The 16943-nt window shown below is 72.7% G+C and carries 17 protein-coding genes; 8 read left to right on the top strand and 9 right to left on the bottom strand.

The genetic code is table 11. The features are described from left to right. Nucleotides 1-32: 32 nt before the first annotated feature. Nucleotides 33-611 carry a hypothetical protein gene (locus EDD29_RS05485; protein ID WP_123662901.1) on the top strand — a complete coding sequence of 193 codons (579 nt, stop codon included), beginning with the start codon at nucleotides 33-35 and terminating at the stop codon, nucleotides 609-611. Nucleotides 612-650: 39 nt separating this feature from the next. Here the strand turns inward: EDD29_RS05485 and EDD29_RS05480 are convergent, their stop codons facing one another. From EDD29_RS05480 to miaA, 7 genes are all read right to left on the bottom strand, one after another. Beyond that, the gene (locus EDD29_RS05480) at nucleotides 651-2039 is read right to left on the bottom strand and encodes an ABC transporter family substrate-binding protein (protein ID WP_281281016.1); all 1389 of its coding nucleotides are present in this window, start codon (nucleotides 2037-2039) and stop codon (nucleotides 651-653) included. 410 nt (nucleotides 2040-2449) lie between these two features. Continuing rightward, the gene (locus EDD29_RS05475) at nucleotides 2450-3820 is read right to left on the bottom strand and encodes an ABC transporter ATP-binding protein (RefSeq protein WP_281281015.1); all 1371 of its coding nucleotides are present in this window, start codon (nucleotides 3818-3820) and stop codon (nucleotides 2450-2452) included. An 8-nt stretch (nucleotides 3821-3828) separates the two neighbouring features. After that, nucleotides 3829-4677: an ABC transporter permease gene (locus EDD29_RS05470; RefSeq protein ID WP_123662894.1), complete on the bottom strand. Its 849-nt coding sequence runs from the start codon at nucleotides 4675-4677 to the stop codon at nucleotides 3829-3831. Beyond that, entirely contained in the window at nucleotides 4674-5642 is a 969-nt protein-coding gene (locus EDD29_RS05465; protein ID WP_123662892.1) for an ABC transporter permease, read from the bottom strand. The genes EDD29_RS05470 and EDD29_RS05465 overlap by 4 nt, the downstream gene beginning before the upstream one ends. Before the next feature lie 387 nt (nucleotides 5643-6029). Beyond that, entirely contained in the window at nucleotides 6030-6770 is a 741-nt protein-coding gene (locus EDD29_RS05460; protein WP_123662891.1) for an SCO6745 family protein, read from the bottom strand. 104 nt (nucleotides 6771-6874) lie between these two features. Next, nucleotides 6875-7699, bottom strand: coding sequence for a diaminopimelate epimerase (dapF, locus tag EDD29_RS05455; protein WP_123662889.1), 825 nt, complete (start codon nucleotides 7697-7699; stop codon nucleotides 6875-6877). Next, nucleotides 7696-8586 carry a tRNA (adenosine(37)-N6)-dimethylallyltransferase MiaA gene (gene miaA / locus EDD29_RS05450; RefSeq protein WP_123670292.1) on the bottom strand — a complete coding sequence of 297 codons (891 nt, stop codon included), beginning with the start codon at nucleotides 8584-8586 and terminating at the stop codon, nucleotides 7696-7698. The genes dapF and miaA overlap by 4 nt, the downstream gene beginning before the upstream one ends. A gap of 121 nt (nucleotides 8587-8707) precedes the next feature. Here miaA and EDD29_RS05445 point away from each other — a divergent pair, with 121 nt between their 5' ends. Next, the gene (locus tag EDD29_RS05445) at nucleotides 8708-8899 is read left to right on the top strand and encodes an antitoxin (RefSeq protein ID WP_123662887.1); all 192 of its coding nucleotides are present in this window, start codon (nucleotides 8708-8710) and stop codon (nucleotides 8897-8899) included. Here the strand turns inward: EDD29_RS05445 and EDD29_RS05440 are convergent. Both EDD29_RS05440 and miaB read right to left on the bottom strand, forming a co-directional pair. Beyond that, nucleotides 8896-9558 (bottom strand): class III extradiol dioxygenase subunit B-like domain-containing protein, encoded by a 663-nt coding sequence (locus EDD29_RS05440; protein WP_123662885.1) that lies wholly within the window; start codon nucleotides 9556-9558, stop codon nucleotides 8896-8898. The genes EDD29_RS05445 and EDD29_RS05440 overlap by 4 nt on opposite strands. Before the next feature lie 9 nt (nucleotides 9559-9567). After that, the gene (gene miaB, locus EDD29_RS05435) at nucleotides 9568-11046 is read right to left on the bottom strand and encodes a tRNA (N6-isopentenyl adenosine(37)-C2)-methylthiotransferase MiaB (RefSeq protein ID WP_123662882.1); all 1479 of its coding nucleotides are present in this window, start codon (nucleotides 11044-11046) and stop codon (nucleotides 9568-9570) included. A 192-nt stretch (nucleotides 11047-11238) separates the two neighbouring features. Between miaB and EDD29_RS05430 the strand changes: the two genes are divergently transcribed. From EDD29_RS05430 to EDD29_RS05405, 6 genes are all read left to right on the top strand, one after another. Next, nucleotides 11239-11988: an amino acid ABC transporter ATP-binding protein gene (locus EDD29_RS05430; protein ID WP_123662880.1), complete on the top strand. Its 750-nt coding sequence runs from the start codon at nucleotides 11239-11241 to the stop codon at nucleotides 11986-11988. Nucleotides 11989-12070: 82 nt separating this feature from the next. After that, complete coding sequence (locus EDD29_RS05425) at nucleotides 12071-12919, top strand: glutamate ABC transporter substrate-binding protein (RefSeq protein ID WP_123662878.1); 849 nt, start codon at nucleotides 12071-12073, stop codon at nucleotides 12917-12919. A gap of 50 nt (nucleotides 12920-12969) precedes the next feature. Next, nucleotides 12970-13650, top strand: a complete 681-nt coding sequence (locus tag EDD29_RS05420; RefSeq protein WP_123670291.1) for an amino acid ABC transporter permease — start codon at nucleotides 12970-12972, stop codon at nucleotides 13648-13650. Then, nucleotides 13647-14543: an amino acid ABC transporter permease gene (locus EDD29_RS05415; RefSeq protein ID WP_123662876.1), complete on the top strand. Its 897-nt coding sequence runs from the start codon at nucleotides 13647-13649 to the stop codon at nucleotides 14541-14543. Before EDD29_RS05420 ends, EDD29_RS05415 begins: the two co-directional genes overlap by 4 nt. A 71-nt stretch (nucleotides 14544-14614) precedes the next feature. Continuing rightward, complete coding sequence (locus tag EDD29_RS05410) at nucleotides 14615-16597, top strand: S9 family peptidase (protein ID WP_123662874.1); 1983 nt, start codon at nucleotides 14615-14617, stop codon at nucleotides 16595-16597. A gap of 131 nt (nucleotides 16598-16728) precedes the next feature. Continuing rightward, complete coding sequence (locus tag EDD29_RS05405; RefSeq protein WP_123662872.1) at nucleotides 16729-16923, top strand: DUF3046 domain-containing protein; 195 nt, start codon at nucleotides 16729-16731, stop codon at nucleotides 16921-16923. Nucleotides 16924-16943: the final 20 nt, after the last annotated feature.

Here is a 16943-nt window from a genome sequence, read left to right as displayed (position 1 = left end):
GGCGCAAGCAGCAGAGCCGAAGGAGCGTCGTGGTGGCCGCCACCGCCCTCGCCGGCCTGCTCGCGGTCGCCGCGATAGGCGCGGGCACCTACATCGCCCGCGAGACCGGCGCGGGAGCCGACGAGCCCGCGACCGCGCCCGCCGCCTCCGGCCTGCCCCGCCCCGCGACGGGCGAGGCGCTGACCCTCACCGACACCGAGGGCTTCGGCTACACCATCGCCGCCGTCAACGCGGGCCGCGACGAGGAAGGCCGCGCGTACGCCGAGTACGTGATCGCCAACCCGGGCGACGCGCGGGCCCCGCTGGAGACTCCCGGCGACCTGTTCGTCCCCAAGGCGAAGTCCAAGGCGGCGGCCTGCATGGAGCAGCCGGGAGCGCCCGGCACCATGTGCACCCCGCCCAACTCCTCCAAGGTGGTGGGCCCCCTGGAGGGCTCCCCCGAGATCGTCAAGGACGGCGTGGACGAGTACATGCCTCCGCACTCGGAATTCCTCGTGCGCATCACCACCGACGACAAGGTCGAGGAGGTCACCGAAGACGACCTCGGCCTCTACGTCTGGGAGGTCCGCTTCGTCGAGGACCGCAAGGCACGGCTCATCCCCCTGCCCTGACCGCCCCCGCCTGACGCCGCGGAAGCCGGGCCTCGGCCTTCACCGGAACCCGATGTCCTCGTAGGCGAGGTTCGCCAGGCCCGGCGCTCCGATGTTGGCCAGGCGGGCGTCGACGGCGACGAGCTGAGGCCGCTGGTACAGGGGCAGCACCGTGGCGAGCCGCCAGAGGCGGGCGTCCGCCTGGTCCAGCAGTTCCCGGCTCCGCGCGGGGTCGAGGGAGCGGCCCGCCTCGGTGAGCAGTTCGTCCACCTGCGCGTCGCCCGCCCCGGTGAAGTTCTGGCCGCCGCCGGAGGCGAACACCGACGTCATCCAGGACGCGGGGAACGGGCCGCCGAGCCAGGAGAACGCGACGAGGTCGAAGTCGCCGCGCGCCACGTACTGGGCGATCAGCGCGTTCTGCGGGACCGGGCGCAGCTCCACCGCGAACCCCGCCTCGCCGAGCAGCTCCTGGACGAGTTCGGCTTCCTCCCGGTAGGCGGTGTTGCCCGCGGGGATCACGTATCGCAGCCTGGGCCTTGCGCCACCGAGCAGCCGTCTCGCCTCGGCGACGTCCCGGGCCGGGCCGAGGTCGCGGTAGCCGGGCTGCCCCGCGACGAAGAAGCGGCTGCCGAGGGTCCGCGGCGGGGCGTCCAGCCGGGCCAGGGCGGCGCGGGCCAGGAGGTCGCGGTCCAGGGCCAGCAGGACGGCGCGCCGCGCCGCGGGGTCTGCGAGCGGGCCCCGGGCGGCGTTCAGGGTCAGGTGCCGCCAGTCCGCGCCCGCCGCCCGGCGGATCCGCGCCCACGGCAGCCCCCGGGCGCGCAGGTAGGCGCCGACGTCGCCGCCGACGTCCAGGAGGTCGATCTCGTGGTTGGCGAACGCGCCGGCGCGGGCCGCGGCGTCCAGCACCCGGAATCTGATCTCCGCGAGCTTGGCGGGCGCCCCCCACCAGGCCGGGTCGCGCGCCACGGTCACGGTGCCCGCGCCCGGATCCAGCGCGACGGGGCGGAAGGGGCCCGCGGACACCGGCAGCGCGGACACCCAGCCCCGGTCGAACACCTCCGGGTCGCGCATGGTGGAGGCCGGATAGAGCGGGCTGAACAGCGCCCGCCAATCTCCGAACGGCCTGCGGAAGACGACGACGACCTCGTCCGGCGACGTCCCCTTGCGCACCTCGGCTATGTCGGCGTACCCGGTGCTGGAGGCGATCTTGAATCTGTCGTCCCGCCCCGACAGCGCGTGGGCCTGCGCCGCGAAGTCCTGGTAGCCGAGACTGCTTCCGTCCGACCAGCGCGCGCGCGGGTTCAGCCGGTACCTGACGGTCTGGGGCGAGCGCCGGACGACTCGGGCGTCCACCAGGAAGTCCGGATCCGGCGTCACCCGGCCCGAGGCGTCGGAGACCATGGGGAAAGGCAGGATCGCGTGCAGGACCAGCTCGGACGCCCCGTCCATCCCGCTCACATGATGAAAGTTCCACTGCGAGGGGAAGACCGGCAGCGGCCAGCGCAGGACGCCCCCCTCACGGACCTCCTCCCGAGGCAACGCCCCGAGATCCGACGCCGCGGGCTCGGGCGGCCCTCCCGGCCCCCCCGCCGTACACCCCGCCGTCCCCGACGCGACGAGCAACAGCGCCCCCAGCACCCGCGCGCACCGCACCGTCCCTCGCACCGCACCCTCCCGATCCCCGAACACTGCCGACATGCCCCCGCCGTGAAGCCCCGCCCAAGGGTTCGCCACACCCGCGCGCGCCGTCCCGCCCCCTCGCGCGGCACCGGCGCCCGATCGGCGGGCACGACCGGCACGACCCCTCCGTGGAACCGCCCCCGGCGCGCCCGGCACCCGCGCACGCCATGTCGGCCGCCTCACCAGACCCTCCCTTCGCGCAGTACCAGCGTCCGGTCGGCGAGGGCGGCGAGGACGTCTTCGTCGTGGGAGACCAGCAGGCAGGCCAGGTCGAGGGCGGTGCGCAGTTCGGCCAGCAGGTCGACGATGCCGGCCTTGGCGCGGGCGTCCAGGGCCGAGACCGGCTCGTCGAGCAGGAGCAGGCCGGGCTCGAGCGCCAGGGCGCGGGCGATCGCGACCCGCTGGGCCTGCCCGCCGGACAGCGCGCCGGGGCGGCGCGCGGCGAGTTCCGCGGGCAGCCCGACCCGTGCCAGCAGCTCCGCGACCTTGCCCCGCACCGGCCTGCGGTGGACGCGCAGCGGCTCGGCGAGGCTCTGCCCGACCGTCATGACCGGGTCGAGGGCGGCCCGCGGGTCCTGGAAGACCGGCTGCATCCGGGCCCGCAGCGCCCTCCTCGCGGCCGGCTGGAGGGTCCTGGTGTCGCGGCCGTAGACCTGGATCCGGCCCGACTGCGGAGGCGCCAGCCGCAGCACCTCGCGCAAGAGCGTGGACTTGCCCACGCCGGACGCCCCGGTCAGCCCGACGATCTCCCCTGCGCCCACTTCCAGTGACGCCCCTTCCAGCACCGCGCGGCCGCCCCGCGCGCAGCCGAGCCCGGCCACCGAGAGCACCGGATCCCCGGTGGGCCAGGCGCGCCGGAGGCGGCCGCCGGGCTCCGGACCGGGCGCGGGCGCGCCGAGGACGCCGTCGCGCAGCGCCAGGACCCGGTCGGCGCGGCGCGCGACGAGACCCGGATCGTGCGAGACCAGCAGCAGCGCGCTGCCCGAGTCCCGGCACAGCCCGCACAGCAGGTCCATGGTCCGCTCGCGGACGTCCGCGTCGAGGGAGGCGGTCGGCTCGTCGGCGACGACGACCGCGGGCCGGTGCGCGACGGCCATCGCGATGAGGACCCGCTGCCGCATCCCGCCCGACAGCTCCGCGGGGTAGGCGCGGTACCTGTCCGCCGGGATGCCCACCAGCTCCAGCAGTTCCGCCGCGCGCTCCCGGGCGCCCGGACGCCCCGCGTGGATCCGGACCGCCTCGGCGACCTGCGCGCCCACCCTGCGCACGGGGGTGAGGGCGGCCAGCGGGTCCTGCATGACCAGCGCGATCCGGCTGCCGCGCAGCCGCGACCAGGCCCGGTCGTCGAGGCCGTGCACGGGCGTGCCCGCGAGGTGGATCTCGCCGGTGGACCGCGCGTGCCGCGGCAGCAGCCCGAGCAGGGCGAGCGCGATCGCCGACTTGCCCGCCCCTGACGGACCGGTCAAGGCGACGACTTCTCCTGATGCCGCCTCGAAGCCGATCCCTTTGACGATCTCCGTGTCCCCGTAAGCGATCCGAAGATCCCGCACCCGTAGGTTCACCGGTCCTCCAGCGCGCGGTGCAGGCCGTTGCCCACGAGGTTGACGGCCGCGGTGAGGGCGACCAGCGCGAGGGCGGGCGGCAGGAACAGCCACGGCTGGACCGTGGCGACGGGCGCGCCCTCGGCGATCAGCGTGCCGAGCGAGACGTCGGGGGGCGCGACGCCGAAGCCGAGGAAGGAGAGCCCGCTCTCTCCGAGGATCGCCATCCCGACGTTGACCGCGGCGTCGGCGGCGAGGAGGCCCGCGAGGTTGGGCAGGACGTGCCGGAGCACGACCCGGCGGCGCGACGCGCCCAGATAGGCGGCGGCCAACACGAACTCCCGCGCCCGCAGCGACCGCGTCTGGGCCCGCACCGCGCGGGCGGTGAGCGGCCACAGCAGCAGGGCGAGCAGCAGCACCACCTCGGCCGGGGCGGCGCCCTCGGGGGCGACCACGGCGACCAGGAGCACCCCGGGCAGGACCAGCAGCAGGTCGGTCGCGCCCATGAGCAGCCGGTCCAGCGGTCCGCCGACGAGCCCGGCGAACGCGCCGACGAGCGCCGCGACCGCGGTGGCGGCGGCCCCCGCGGCGAGGCCCAGCAGCAGCGACGAGCGCAGGCCCCGCATCGTCAGCGCCAGGACGTCGCGGCCGGTGCCCGTCGTGCCGAACCAGTGGCGCGGCGACGGCCCCTCGTGCAGGGCCGTCAGGTCCATCGCACGCCAGCCGTCGCCGCCGCGGGCCAGCGCGGCCAGCCCGAGGGCCGCCAGGACGAGGAGCCCCCCGGCCACCGCCTTGTCGCCCCGCAGCGCGCGGCGTAGGCGCGCGCCCGGCTCCGCGCGGCGCATCGCGTGTGTCAGGCCGGTCATAGGGCGCCCTCCGGCTGACGGGACGCCATCGGGTCCAGAAGGCGGTGCGCCACGTCGGCGACGAAGGCCGCGGCCGGGACGGCGAGGGCGGCGACGGCCGTGCAGGCCGCCACGGGATGCGGGTCGGAGGCGCGCAGGGAGTCCAAGAGCCAGGCACCCATCCCTTGACGGCCGAAGGCGGTCTCCACGTACGCGGCGCCCAGCAGGAGGAAGCCGAGGCCGTAGGCGAAGTAGGTGGCGGTGGGCACGAGCGCGGTGCGCAGGCCGTGCCCGAAGTACGCCCGGTACAGCCCGAGCCCCCGTGCGCGCGCGGCCCGCACGTGCTCGGACTCGGCGGCGTCGCGCATGAGCGCCTGCTGGTAGCGGCCGAACAGGGCGAGCTGGGCGAGCGCGACCGTCAGGGTCGGCAGCACGAGGTGCTGGAGGCCCGCGCCGAGTCCTCCCCCGCCGTCGCCCACCCACTGGACGAGCGGGGCCCCGGTCGCGGCGTTGAGCCGTTCGCCGAGGACCTGGAGCCCGATCGCGATGACGAAGACCGGCGTGGCCAGCAGGACGTGCGACACGGCGGTGAAGACCCGTCCCGGCCTGCGGGCGAGCGCCGCCCACGCGCCAAGCCCGACCCCCGCCAGCGCGCCGAGCGCGGTACCCGGCAGCAGCAGCACGACGCTCGTGGCGAGCCTGCCGGGCAGCGCCGCGGACACCTCGGCCCCCTGGAGGGTCCGCCCGAAGTCGCCCCTGACCGCGCCCGACGCCCAGGTGAGGTACCGCTCGCCCAGCGGCATGCGGTCGTTGAGGTTCAACGCCGTCAGCTCGGCCTCGACGGCGGCCTGCGGCGGCCGCGGCCGACGCCCCTCCAGCCGGTCCCGTGGCTCGAGGCTCAGCGCCGCGAGCAGGTACCCCAGGCTGGCCGCGGCCACCGCGAGCGCGAGCACCACGGCGGCACGCCGTACAAGGGGGAAGAGCACCACCGCTCCCGTCGGTCGGCAACGCAGTGCAAGTGAGATATCACGCTACGAGACCCACCCGCCGCCGAGCCGCCACATTGGGCATGACCCGAACCCCAGCCGCACCCGCCCAGCCCAGCCCAGCCCCAGAGACCTCCCGGCCCGACCGCGAAGCGGAAACCCCGGAAGAGCGCCCGATCACCGCCCGGGGCGGAGCCGCGGGAGAAAGAATAAGAGCCGGTGGTCGTCCCCCGCCAAGAGTATGACCACCGGCCCATCTGGTTCGCGTCCCGGGGCTCCCGACCCGGGGGGCGCGTACCCCCTTACGGATATGAAGGTACGGTCCCGGACATCCCGCCCCTAAGGGACAGCTGTCCCGAAGTCTTCGGGAGGCTCGAGGGGACATTCCTAGCGGGTGAAGGCGGCCGTGTGGGCTGCCGCGAGGAGTGCGACGAGTTCCTCTCCTTCGGCCTTGTCGAGGGCGTCGAAGGCCTGCTGGGCGAGCCTGTCGGTGACCGCTTCCGCCTCCCGCCACAGCGCCTGGTGGGCGTCGGTGATCTCCTCGAACGGTTCCGTCCAGCCGAACAGCCGGGCCTGGTCGGGCCCGGAGTTCAGCGGGGAGCCGCCGATGAGGACGGCCTGGAGCGCGGTCAGGCCCGAGGTCTTGACCGCGAGGAAGTGGAGCCCGCCGCGCAGTTCGCGGAGCGCGTGGACGAGGTGCAGGACCCGGCCGCGCGGGTCGTCGTCGAGCGGCAGCGCCCGCCAGCCGCCGAACAGGGGCGCCCCGATCGGGTCGGCGTGCCGGACGACGGCGAGCAGGAGTTCGGCGAGCCGCTCCGGCTGGTCGAACGCGGCGAGCTTGCGCCTGCCGAACGCCTGGCAGGCGCCCAGGTAGCCTTCGGCGGCCTCGTCCGGGGCCATGGCCACCGACTCCCAGGACGCGCGGACGACCTCCAGGGGGAAGAACCCGGCGGCCGAGGCGACCACGTCGGCGTCCACCTCGCCCAGGACGCCGCAGCGGCCCCGGAAGTACGGGCCGAGGAAGCCCTCGACGCCTGTCGTCAGGCCGAAGTCCCGGACCTCTCGCGAGAACATGAATGCCCCGCCCAGTTCCTGGATGTGCCGCTGCACGGCGCGCGCGACGGTCATCGGTGTCTCCTCCCACTCGAAACCGAATGCTGTTCAGGAGAGGCTAGGACACCCGTCATGAGCGCGCCAGGCCGCCCCCGGACGCACCGGGAGGCGGGCGGACGTCAGCGCAGGACGCCGTCCGCGACGAGGACGGCGGGGCCGCGCAGGAAGCTGGTGGTCCCGTCGAACACGACCTCGACCCGGCCGCCGAGCACGTCCACGGTCCAGGAGGAGCCCTCGCGCAGCGGGTCGAGGCCTTCGGCGGTCGCGGCCGCGACGGCGGTGGCGACCGCGCCCGTGCCGCAGGAGCGGGTCTCGCCCGAGCCGCGCTCGTGCACCCGCATCGCGACGTGCCGCACGCCGACGGGGCGGAAGAACTCGATGTTGACGCCGGCCGGGAAGTCCGCCGCGGAGAAGCCCGGCTCACGGGTGAGGTCCAGCGCCGCGACGTCGTGGTCGATCAGGCAGGCGAGGTGCGGGTTGCCCATCGAGACCTTCAGGCCGCGGTGGACCGTGCCGCCGAGCACCGCCTCGCTCTCGGCGAAGACCTCCGGGGCGCCCATGTCGACGGTGACGTCGCCGCCCGCGCCGAGTGAGACCGCCTTCACACCCCCGCGGGTGGCCACGGGCAGGTCGCCGGCGGCGGCGAGGCCGGAATCGACGAGGTAGCGGGCGAAGACCCGGACGCCGTTGCCGCACATCTCGGCGATGCTGCCGTCGGCGTTGCGGTAGTCCATGAACCATTCCGCGCCGGTGTCGCCGAGCCCCGCGGCCTTGGCGCGCACCACCCGCAGCACCCCGTCGGCGCCGATCCCGGCGCGGCGGTCGCAGATCCGGGCGACCTCGGCGGCGGTGAGGTCGAGTTCGCCGTCGGGGTCGGGGAGGATCACGAAGTCGTTCTCGGTGCCGTGGCCCTTCGTGAACCGATGTCCGCTGATGGTGCTCATGTACAGATCCTAAGGGCGCGGTCGAGGAGGTCAGGGGCGTCGTAGGGAAGCCACTGGATGCGTGGATCGCGCCGGAACCAGGACTCCTGGCGGCGCGCGAACCTCCGGGTGGCCCGGACGGTCTCCTCCTTGGCCTGCTCCTGCGTCCACTCCCCCGACAGGTGCCTCAGGACCTGGGCGTAGCCGAGCGCCGCGGCGGCCGTCCGCCCCTCGCGCAGGCCCTTCTCCTCCAGCGCGCGCACTTCCGCGACGAGGCCCGCCTCCCACATGCGGTCCACCCGCAGCGCGATCCTCTCGTCCAGTTCGGGACGCGGTACCAGCAGGCCGATCTGGACGGTCCGGGGATCCCGGTAGCGGTGCTCGGGAAGGGTGGCGGTGAAAGGCCGGCCGGTGATCTCGATGACCTCCAGCGCGCGCACGATCCGGCGGCCGTTGGACGGCAGGATCGTCTTGGCGGCCAAGGGGTCCGCCTCCTTCAACCGCTCGTACATGGCCCCCGGGCCGACCTCTTCCAGTTCGCCTTCAAGGCGGGCCCGCACCTTCGGGTCCGTGCCGGGGAACTCCAGGACGTCCAGGGCCGCCCGGATGTACAGCCCGGAGCCTCCGACGAGGACGGGGACCGCCCCCCTTCCCCGGATGTCCTCGATCGCGCCGTGCGACAGCTCCTGGTACTCCGCGACGCTGGCGGGCCGGGTGATGTCCCAGATGTCCAGGAGATGGTGCCGGACCCCTAGACGCTCGGCCTCGGACAGCTTGGCCGTCCCGATGTCCATCCCGCGGTAGAGCTGCATCGAGTCGGTGTTCACGCATTCGCCGCCGAGGCGCAGCGCCAGCTCGACGGCGAGGTCGGACTTGCCCGCCGCGGTCGGACCGGCCACGGAGATCACGTTCACGGGTTATCGGTTTCCAGGAGGCGCGAGGTTAACAGGTTCGATATGGGTAGTAACAGAGAGAAATCGGGGCGCCCGGAAGATCCGTGCCGCCCGGACCAGTATCGGGGGGAAGCCGATGAGCATCGTCCAGAAGGTCATGGACATGTTGGGCAAGCACGCCGACAAGGCGGACTCGACGATCGACAAGACCGGCGACATGATCGACAAGAAGACCGGCAACAAGTACAAAAGCCAGATCGACTCGGCGCAGCAGAAGGCCAAGGAGACCGCCCGGCAGATCGCCGACAAGCAGCGCCGGAGCCGCTAGCGCCACACCGCGGCGAAATAGCCCACGCCATAGGGCGCCTCGTCCGCGAGCAGTTCGGCGCTGAACCGCCGCCCGCGAGCCGCCCCGGCGAGCACCTGCCATGCCGCCCGCCCGGCCGCCATCAGCTCGTCCGAGAGCCCCGGATCGAGCAGGCCGAGCGCGGCGGCGTCGGCTTCCCCGAGCGCCCGCGCGACCTCCCGGTCATAAGGCTCCGCCCGTTCGTCGAGGTGGCCCGGCGCCTTCTCGTCCCGGCAGGCCGAACCGTCTCCCATGACGAGCAGGGCGACATCCTTCCCGGCGAGCCTTTCCCCGAGCTCCAGGCACTCCTCCACCGGCGCGTCGAACGCGACGGCCTGGAACGCCGAAGGCTCCCGCCCGTTCAGGAGCCACCGCCCGACCGTCAAGGAGAGCGGCAGGACGGGTTCGCCATCCCCCACCCGAAGGTCCAGCCCGTAAGGCGCGAACGTGCCTGAGGCCGTCCCCGGGTACTCCCTTGTGCGCTCGGCCCCGCCGACCACCACCAGCTCTCCGCTACCGGCGACGGAGCCGACGGCGCGGAGGCAGGAGGCGCGCAGCGCGTCGAGTTCCGGCGCCGCCACCCCGGCGAGTTCCGGGATGAGCAGGGGCGGATGCGGGCACACCGCCGCCGCGATCAGCAAACCGTCTCCTTACGGGCAGGTGGAGCAGCCGGACGCGACGGGCGCGGGCGCGGGGACACCGATCTTGGGCATCCCCAGCGAGACCGCGGACCCCTCGGCGGGCGCGGCCTGCCCGGCCTCCCAGGCGTCGCCCGCCCGGGTCCGCCGCACCGCCTGCACGGGAGAGTCGGCCAGCAGGTGGTGGGGCGCGGCATAGGTGACCTCGACGGTGACCATGTCGCCCGGCCGGACCGGCTGATCGGGCCGGGTGAAGTGCACGAGGCGGTTGTCGGGGGCGCGGCCGGACAGGCGCCGCGTCGCGGCGTCCTTGCTGCCCTCGCCCTCGGCCACCAGGAGCTCGAGGGTGCGGCCGACCTGCTTCTTGTTCTCGTCCCAGGAGATCTGCTCCTGGAGCTCCACGAGCCGCTCGTAGCGCTCCTGGACGACCTCCTTGGGCACCTGGTGGTCCATGGTCGCCGCAGGGGTGCCCGGCCGCTTGGAGTACTGGAAGGTGAACGCGCCGGAGAAGCGGGCCTCGCGCACGACGTGCAGGGTCTGCTCGAAGTCGGCCTCGGTCTCGCCGGGGAAGCCCACGATGATGTCGGTGGTGATCGCGGCGTCGGGGATCGCGGCGCGGACGCGCTCGATGATCCCGAGGTAGCGGTCCTGCCGGTACGAGCGGCGCATCGCCTTCAGCACCGGGTCGGAGCCGGACTGGAGCGGCATGTGCAGGGACGGCATGACGTTCGGGGTCTCGGCCATGGCGGCGATCACGTCGTCGGTGAAGTCGCGGGGGTGCGGCGAGGTGAAGCGGACCCGCTCCAGGCCGTCGACGCCGCCACAGGCCCGCAGCAGCTTGGCGAAGGCCTCGCGGTCGCCGAACTCCGCGCCGTAGGCGTTGACGTTCTGGCCGAGCAGCGTCACCTCGAGGACGCCCTCGGCGACCAGCGCCTCGACCTCGGCGAGGATCTCGCCGGGACGGCGGTCCTTCTCCTTGCCGCGCAGCGCGGGCACGATGCAGAAGGTGCAGGTGTTGTTGCAGCCGACCGACACCGACACCCAGGCGGCGTAAGGCGACTCGCGCCGGGTGGGCAGGGTGGAGGGGAAGACCGACAGGGACTCCTCGATCTCCACCTGCGCCTCCTGCTGGACGCGGGCGCGCTCCAGCAGGACGGGCAGCGCCCCGATGTTGTGGGTGCCGAACACCACGTCGACCCAGGGCGCCCGCTTGACGATCGTGTCGCGGTCCTTCTGGGCCAGGCAGCCGCCCACGGCGATCTGAAGGCCGTTCTCGGCCTTCTTGCGCAGATGTCCGAGGTTTCCGTAGAGCCGGTTGTCGGCGTTCTCGCGCACCGCGCAGGTGTTGAAGACGATGACGTCCGGCTCGCCTTCGGCCTTGGCGTACCCGGCCGACTCCAGCAGCCCGGCCAGGCGCTCGGAGTCGTGGACGTTCATCTGGCAGCCGTAGGTGCGCACCTCATAAGTGCGGGGAGACTCAGCAGTGTTCATGGCGTGCCCAGAGTACCCCCGGGACGGGAACGGCAGGTGGGCGTCACGGGCGGAAGGCGTACGGAGCAGGCAGGGGCTGGTGTGAAAGCCGGTGATGATACGACTACAGGAGCGCCGATAACACTGTCGTGATCAGATCGGTACCTTCCGCTCCCTCCCCCTTCGTGATCAAGTGAACTAGCGTCTCGCCGTATGACGGTGAGCGGCGACCCCTTGGTGGTCCTGGAGAACGTCAACAAGTACTTCGGCGACCTCCACGTGCTGAAGGACATCGACCTGGAAGTGGCCAGGGGCGAGGTCGTGGTCGTCGTCGGCCCGTCCGGCGGAGGCAAGTCCACGCTCTGCCGGACCATCAACCGCCTGGAGACGATCGACTCCGGCTCCATCACCCTCGACGGCATGCCCTTGCCGGCGGAAGGCAAGGCCTTGGCCCGCCTCCGCTCCGAGGTCGGGATGGTCTTCCAGAGCTTCAACCTCTTCTCCCACAAGACCATCCTCCAGAACGTCACCCTCGGCCCCGTCAAGGTGCGCAAGACGCCCAAGGACAAGGCCGAGAAGGAGGCGCTGGAGCTCCTGGAGCGGGTGGGGATCGCCGCGCAGGCCGACAAGTACCCCGCCCAGCTCTCCGGCGGCCAGCAGCAGCGCGCGGCCATCGCCCGCGCGCTGGCGATGCGGCCCAAGCTCATGCTCTTCGACGAGCCCACCTCCGCCCTCGACCCGGAGATGGTCTCCGAGGTCCTCGACGTGATGACCGGCCTCGCCGAAGGCGGCATGACCATGATCGTCGTCACCCACGAGATGGGGTTCGCGCGCAGCGCGGCCCAGCGCGTGGTCTTCATGGCCGACGGCCAGATCATCGAGGAGTCCTCGCCCGAGGAGTTCTTCACCGAGCCCCGGACCGACCGGGCCCGCGACTTCCTGTCCAAGATCCTCCGACACTGATCCCTGCCACCGGCCTCACCCCGGCCACCCTCGAGGACACCCCCAAAGACCCGCACCAACCGGACCTGAAGGGAACGCATCCATGAGACGCATCGGCCTGGCCCTTGCCGCGTTCGCCCTCGGCGCCACGGCCCTGTCGGGCTGCGGCGGCGACGACGGCGCCACCGACCTCGTCAGCAAGGCGAAGGATGAGAAGAAGATCAAGGTCGGCATCAAGTTCGACCAGACCGCGATAGGCGTGAAGAAGCCCGACGGCAGCGTCGAGGGCTTCGACGTGGACGTCGCCAAGTACGTCGCGGGCAAGCTGGGCGTCCCGGAGAGCGGGATCGAGTGGGTCGAGACCATCTCGGCCAACCGCGAGCCCTTCCTCATGCAGGGGCAGGTCGACATGGTCGTCGCGACCTACTCGATCCTTCCCGAGCGCAAGGAGAAGGTCACCTTCGCGGGCCCGTACGTCATCGCCCACCAGGACATCATGGTCCGCGGCGACGACACCTCGATCACCAAGGTCGAGGACCTCAAGGGCAAGCGGATCTGCCAGGCCTCGGGGTCCAACTCCTACAAGCGGATCACCGACCCGCCGCCCAACGGCAAGGAGATCGACGCCGAGCTCGTCCCGGCGGGCAGCTACTCCGAGTGCATCACCAAGCTCACCGGCGGCACCCTCGACGCCGTCACCACCGACGACTTCATCCTCGCCGGCTTCGCCTCCCAGGGCGGCAGCTTCAAGATCCTCGGCAGCCCCTTCACCGATGAGAAGTACGGCATCGGCATCAAGAAGGGCGACGTCGCCTCCTGCGAGGCGATCAACACGGCCGTCGGCGAGATGTACTCCGACGGCACGGCCGCCGAGCTGCTCAAGAAGTGGTTCGGCTCCGCCGAAGGACTCGAGCTGCCTACCGCCGTACCCCCCGCAGAGGGCTGCTCCTGACAGGGAGCCGCCCGTGAGACCGGCGTGAGCGGAGGACCCCCCGCGTGGACATGTTGATCGACAACCCCCTGTTCGAGAACAGGGACGCCGTCCTGACCGCCTTCTGGGCGACCGTCCGGCTGACCGCGGCGAGCGCGGTGCTGTCCCTCATCCTGGGGACGGTGCTGGTCGCGCTGCGCGTCTCGCCGGTGCCCGTCCTGCGGTGGATCGGGACGGTCTACGTCAACATCGCACGCAACACCCCGCTCACGCTGGTCCTGCTGTTCTGCTCCCTGGGCATCAGCAACACCCTCCGGCTCAACTTCGACGTCGAGGACCCGTCCTTCAACGGCTACTGGCTGGCGGTCCTCGGCCTCACCGGCTACACCTCGGCGTTCGTGTGCGAGACGCTGCGGGCGGGGATCAACACCGTCCCGCTCGGGCAGGCCGAGGCGGCCCGCGCGATCGGCCTCGGCTTCACCCAGTCGATGCGCCTGATCGTCCTCCCGCAGGCGTTCCGCGCGGTCGTCGCACCGCTCGGCAGCGTCCTGATCGCGCTCACCAAGAACACCACGGTGGCCGCCGTCGCCGGATACGCCGAGGCGGCCTTCATCATGAAGGAGATGCTCTACGAGAGCACGGGAGGGGCGATCGAGATCTTCCTCGGCTTCGCCGCGGGCTTCGTGGTGCTCACCCTTCCGATCGGCTTCCTCACCGGACGGCTCGCCAAGCGGCTGGAGATCAAGCGTTGAAGACCGCCCCGGCGCCTCGTCGGCGCGCCCGCCCGACCGGCACGGCCGGGATCCTGTTCGACGCCCCCGGCCCCAAGGCGAAGGTGCGGCACAACGTCCTCACCCTGGTCGGCGCGGTGCTCCTGCTCCTGGCGGGCTGGTTCGTCTGGCGGCGCATGTCCGAGGCGGGCCAGTGGGACGGCGACCTGTGGAGCCCGTTCATCGACCCCGAGGTGTGGACCGGACTCATCCTCCCGGGCCTGTGGGGCACGCTGACGGCCGCGGCGACCGGCGCGGTGCTCGCGCTCGCGTTCGGCGTCGTCTTCGGCCTGGGGAGGCTCTCGGAGCGCGCCTGGATCCGCCTGCCGTCGGCGTGGGTCGTCGAGCTCTTCCGCGCGATCCCCGTGCTCATCATGATCTTCTCGGCGCAGTACCTCAGCTTCGCCGTCGCGGGAGAGGTCCTGCCCGCCTTCTGGGCGGTCGTCATCGGCCTCACGCTCTACAACGGCTCGGTGCTCGCCGAGGTGTTCCGCGCGGGCGTCCGGGCCGTCCCGCGCGGCCAGGCCGAGGCCGCCTACTCCGTCGGCCTTCGCCGGGGCGACGTCCTGCGGCTCGTGCTGCTCCCGCAGGCGGTGACCGCGATGCTCCCGGCGATCGTCAGCCAGATGGTCGTGCTGCTCAAGGACACCGCGCTCGGCTACATCATCAGCTACGAGGACCTGCTGAACGCCGGGTTCCGGATCGTCCCGTCGAACTTCGGCAACCTCATCCCCGCGGCCGTCGTCATCGCGCTCATCTACATCGCGATCAACCTCGCGCTCGGCTGGGCCGCGACCCGGCTGGAGGCGCGCGGCAGGCGCAGCAGGCGGTCCTCGGCGGCGCCCGTCACCGCACCGCCCGCCCCCGGCACCTGATCACGTTACTTTCAGGTGCCAAACGCCCGGTCTTGGCTTCAATGGGCCTCTGCATGCGGGACGATTCCGGTATGACCGCTCGCGTGACCCCCTTCGGATCCTGGCCCTCTCCGATCTCCGCAGCCGACGTCGCCCGCTCCCGCGTCAGGCTGAGTTTCCCCACCGCGCTCGGCGACGACGTGTGGTGGCAGGAGAGCAGGCCGGAGGAGAACGGTCGGACGACGGTCGTGCGCAACGGACGCGAGGTGCTTCCGCCGCCGTGGAACGCGCGGACCCGGGTCCACGAGTACGGCGGCAAGTCCTATGTGCCGACCTCTCGCGGGGTCGTCTTCGCCAACTACGAGGACCAGCGCCTGCACCTGCTGGCTCCCGGGGACGCCCGGCCGCGTCCCCTGACGCCCGAGCCCGCGATCCCCGGAGGGCTGCGCTACGCCGATCTGGTGCTGTCCCCGGACGGCAGCGAGGTCTGGTGCGTGTGCGAGGGGCACGTGGCGGCGCCGCCCGCGGCGGAAGGCGACCCGGTGCCTCCGGCGGGCGTACGGCGGGCGATCGTGGGCATCCCGCTGGACGGGCGCGCGGCCAACGACCCCGGCGCGATCAACGAGATGGTCACGGGCAGCGACTTCTACGCCTCCCCCACGCCCTCGCCCTCCGGCGGGCACCTCGCGTGGGTGCAGTGGAACCACCCGCGCATGCCGTGGGACGGGACGGAGCTGCGCGTCGGCGTCATCGACCAGGGCAAGGTCGTGTCTCCGCGGACGGTCAAGGGCGGCATGTCCGAGTCCGTCCTCGCGCCGCTGTGGCGCGACGACACCAGCCTGTACGTCGTGTCGGACTGGCCGGGCTGGTGGAACATCTACCAGGTGGGCCTGTACGGCGAGTCCCCTCAGGCGCTCTACCCGGCCGAGGAGGAGTTCGCGGGCCCTCTGTGGAGCCTGGGCGGCATGCCTTACGCGCTGCTGGCCGACGGCCGCCTCGCGGTGATGCACGGCCAAGGAGACCAGCGGCTCAGCCTGTACGACCCCGAGACGCTGGAGCTGGAGTCCCTCGACCTGCCGTACACCGACTGGCAGATGAGCCTGTCGGCCGACGGCTCCACCATCGTCGGGATCGGCGCCTCCCCGTCGCAGCCCGCCTCCGTCGTGCGGATCTCGGCGGCCGACGGGCGGGCCACGGTGCTGCGCCGCGAGCTGGACCGGGTGCCGCCGGAGTCCTACCTGCCCGTCCCCCGCGACGAGATCTTCGAGGGCCAGTTCGGCAGGCCCGTCCACGCGCTCGTGTACGAGCCCGCCAGCCCCGACTCGATCGGGCCCCAGGGCGAGCTGCCGCCTTACGTGGTGTGGGTGCACGGCGGCCCCACCGCGCGTTCGTCGGGGACGCTCAATCTGGAGCGCGCCTACTTCACCAGCCGCGGCATCGGCGTCATCGAGGTCGACTACGGCGGCTCCACCGGCTACGGCAGGGCCTACCGCGAGCGGCTGCGCCGCCAGTGGGGCGTGGTGGACGTGGAGGACGCGGTGTCGGTCGCGACCGCGATGGTCAGGACCAGGCGGGCGCACCCCGACCGGCTGGCCATCCGGGGCGCCAGCTCCGGCGGGTGGACGACCCTGGCGGCGGTGACCTCCGGCTCGGTCTTCAAGGCCGCCACGTCCTACTTCGGCGTGAGCGACGCCACCACGCTGCTGGCCGAGACGCACGACTTCGAGTCGCGCTACCTCTTCGGGCTCATCGGCCCGGTCCCCGGCTACGAGCGGGCCTACGAGGAGCGCTCCCCGCTGCACCGCGCGGACCGCACGTCCTGCCCGGTGCTGCTGCTCCAGGGCCTGGACGACCCGGTCGTGCCGCCCGCCCAGTCCGATGCCTTCGCCCGGGCGCTCGGCGACAACAAGGTTCCCTACGCCTACCTGGCGTTCCGCGGCGAGTCCCACGGCTTCCGCCGGGCGGAGACCCTCCAGACCTGCCTGGAGGCCGAGCTCTCCTTCTACGGGCAGACCCTCGGCTTCCAGCCGCTCGGCGTGCCCGTCCTGAAGCTCTCGGACGGCGAAGCCGCCTGAGGCCGGCTCCTGACGGCCCCGGACGGTCTTCCGCCCTCCGGTAGGTGTACCGGAGGGCGGAAGACCGTCCACCGCCAGGTCCGTCGGCGGACGCGGTCCAGGCGACTCCGAGCGGCTGGCAGACTGGCCCGGTGAGGCTGACCGCGTTCTGGGAGAAGATGAACCGCCAGTTCGGCGAGGCGTACGCGCAGAGCGTCGCCAAGGACTATGTGCTCGCCGAACTGGGCGGGCGCACCGCCCAGCAGGCGGTCGCCGAAGGCACCGACGTGCGGACGGTCTGGTGGGCCGTCTGCGCCGCCTTCGACGTCCCCGACCGGCTTCGGTAGCGGGCCCGTCCGTCGCGGCT

The sequence above is a fragment of the Actinocorallia herbida genome (genome assembly GCF_003751225.1).
Classification (GTDB): domain Bacteria; phylum Actinomycetota; class Actinomycetes; order Streptosporangiales; family Streptosporangiaceae; genus Actinocorallia; species Actinocorallia herbida.
Note: the sequence above shows the minus strand (reverse complement) of the source record. Positions and strands in the feature narration are given on the sequence as shown.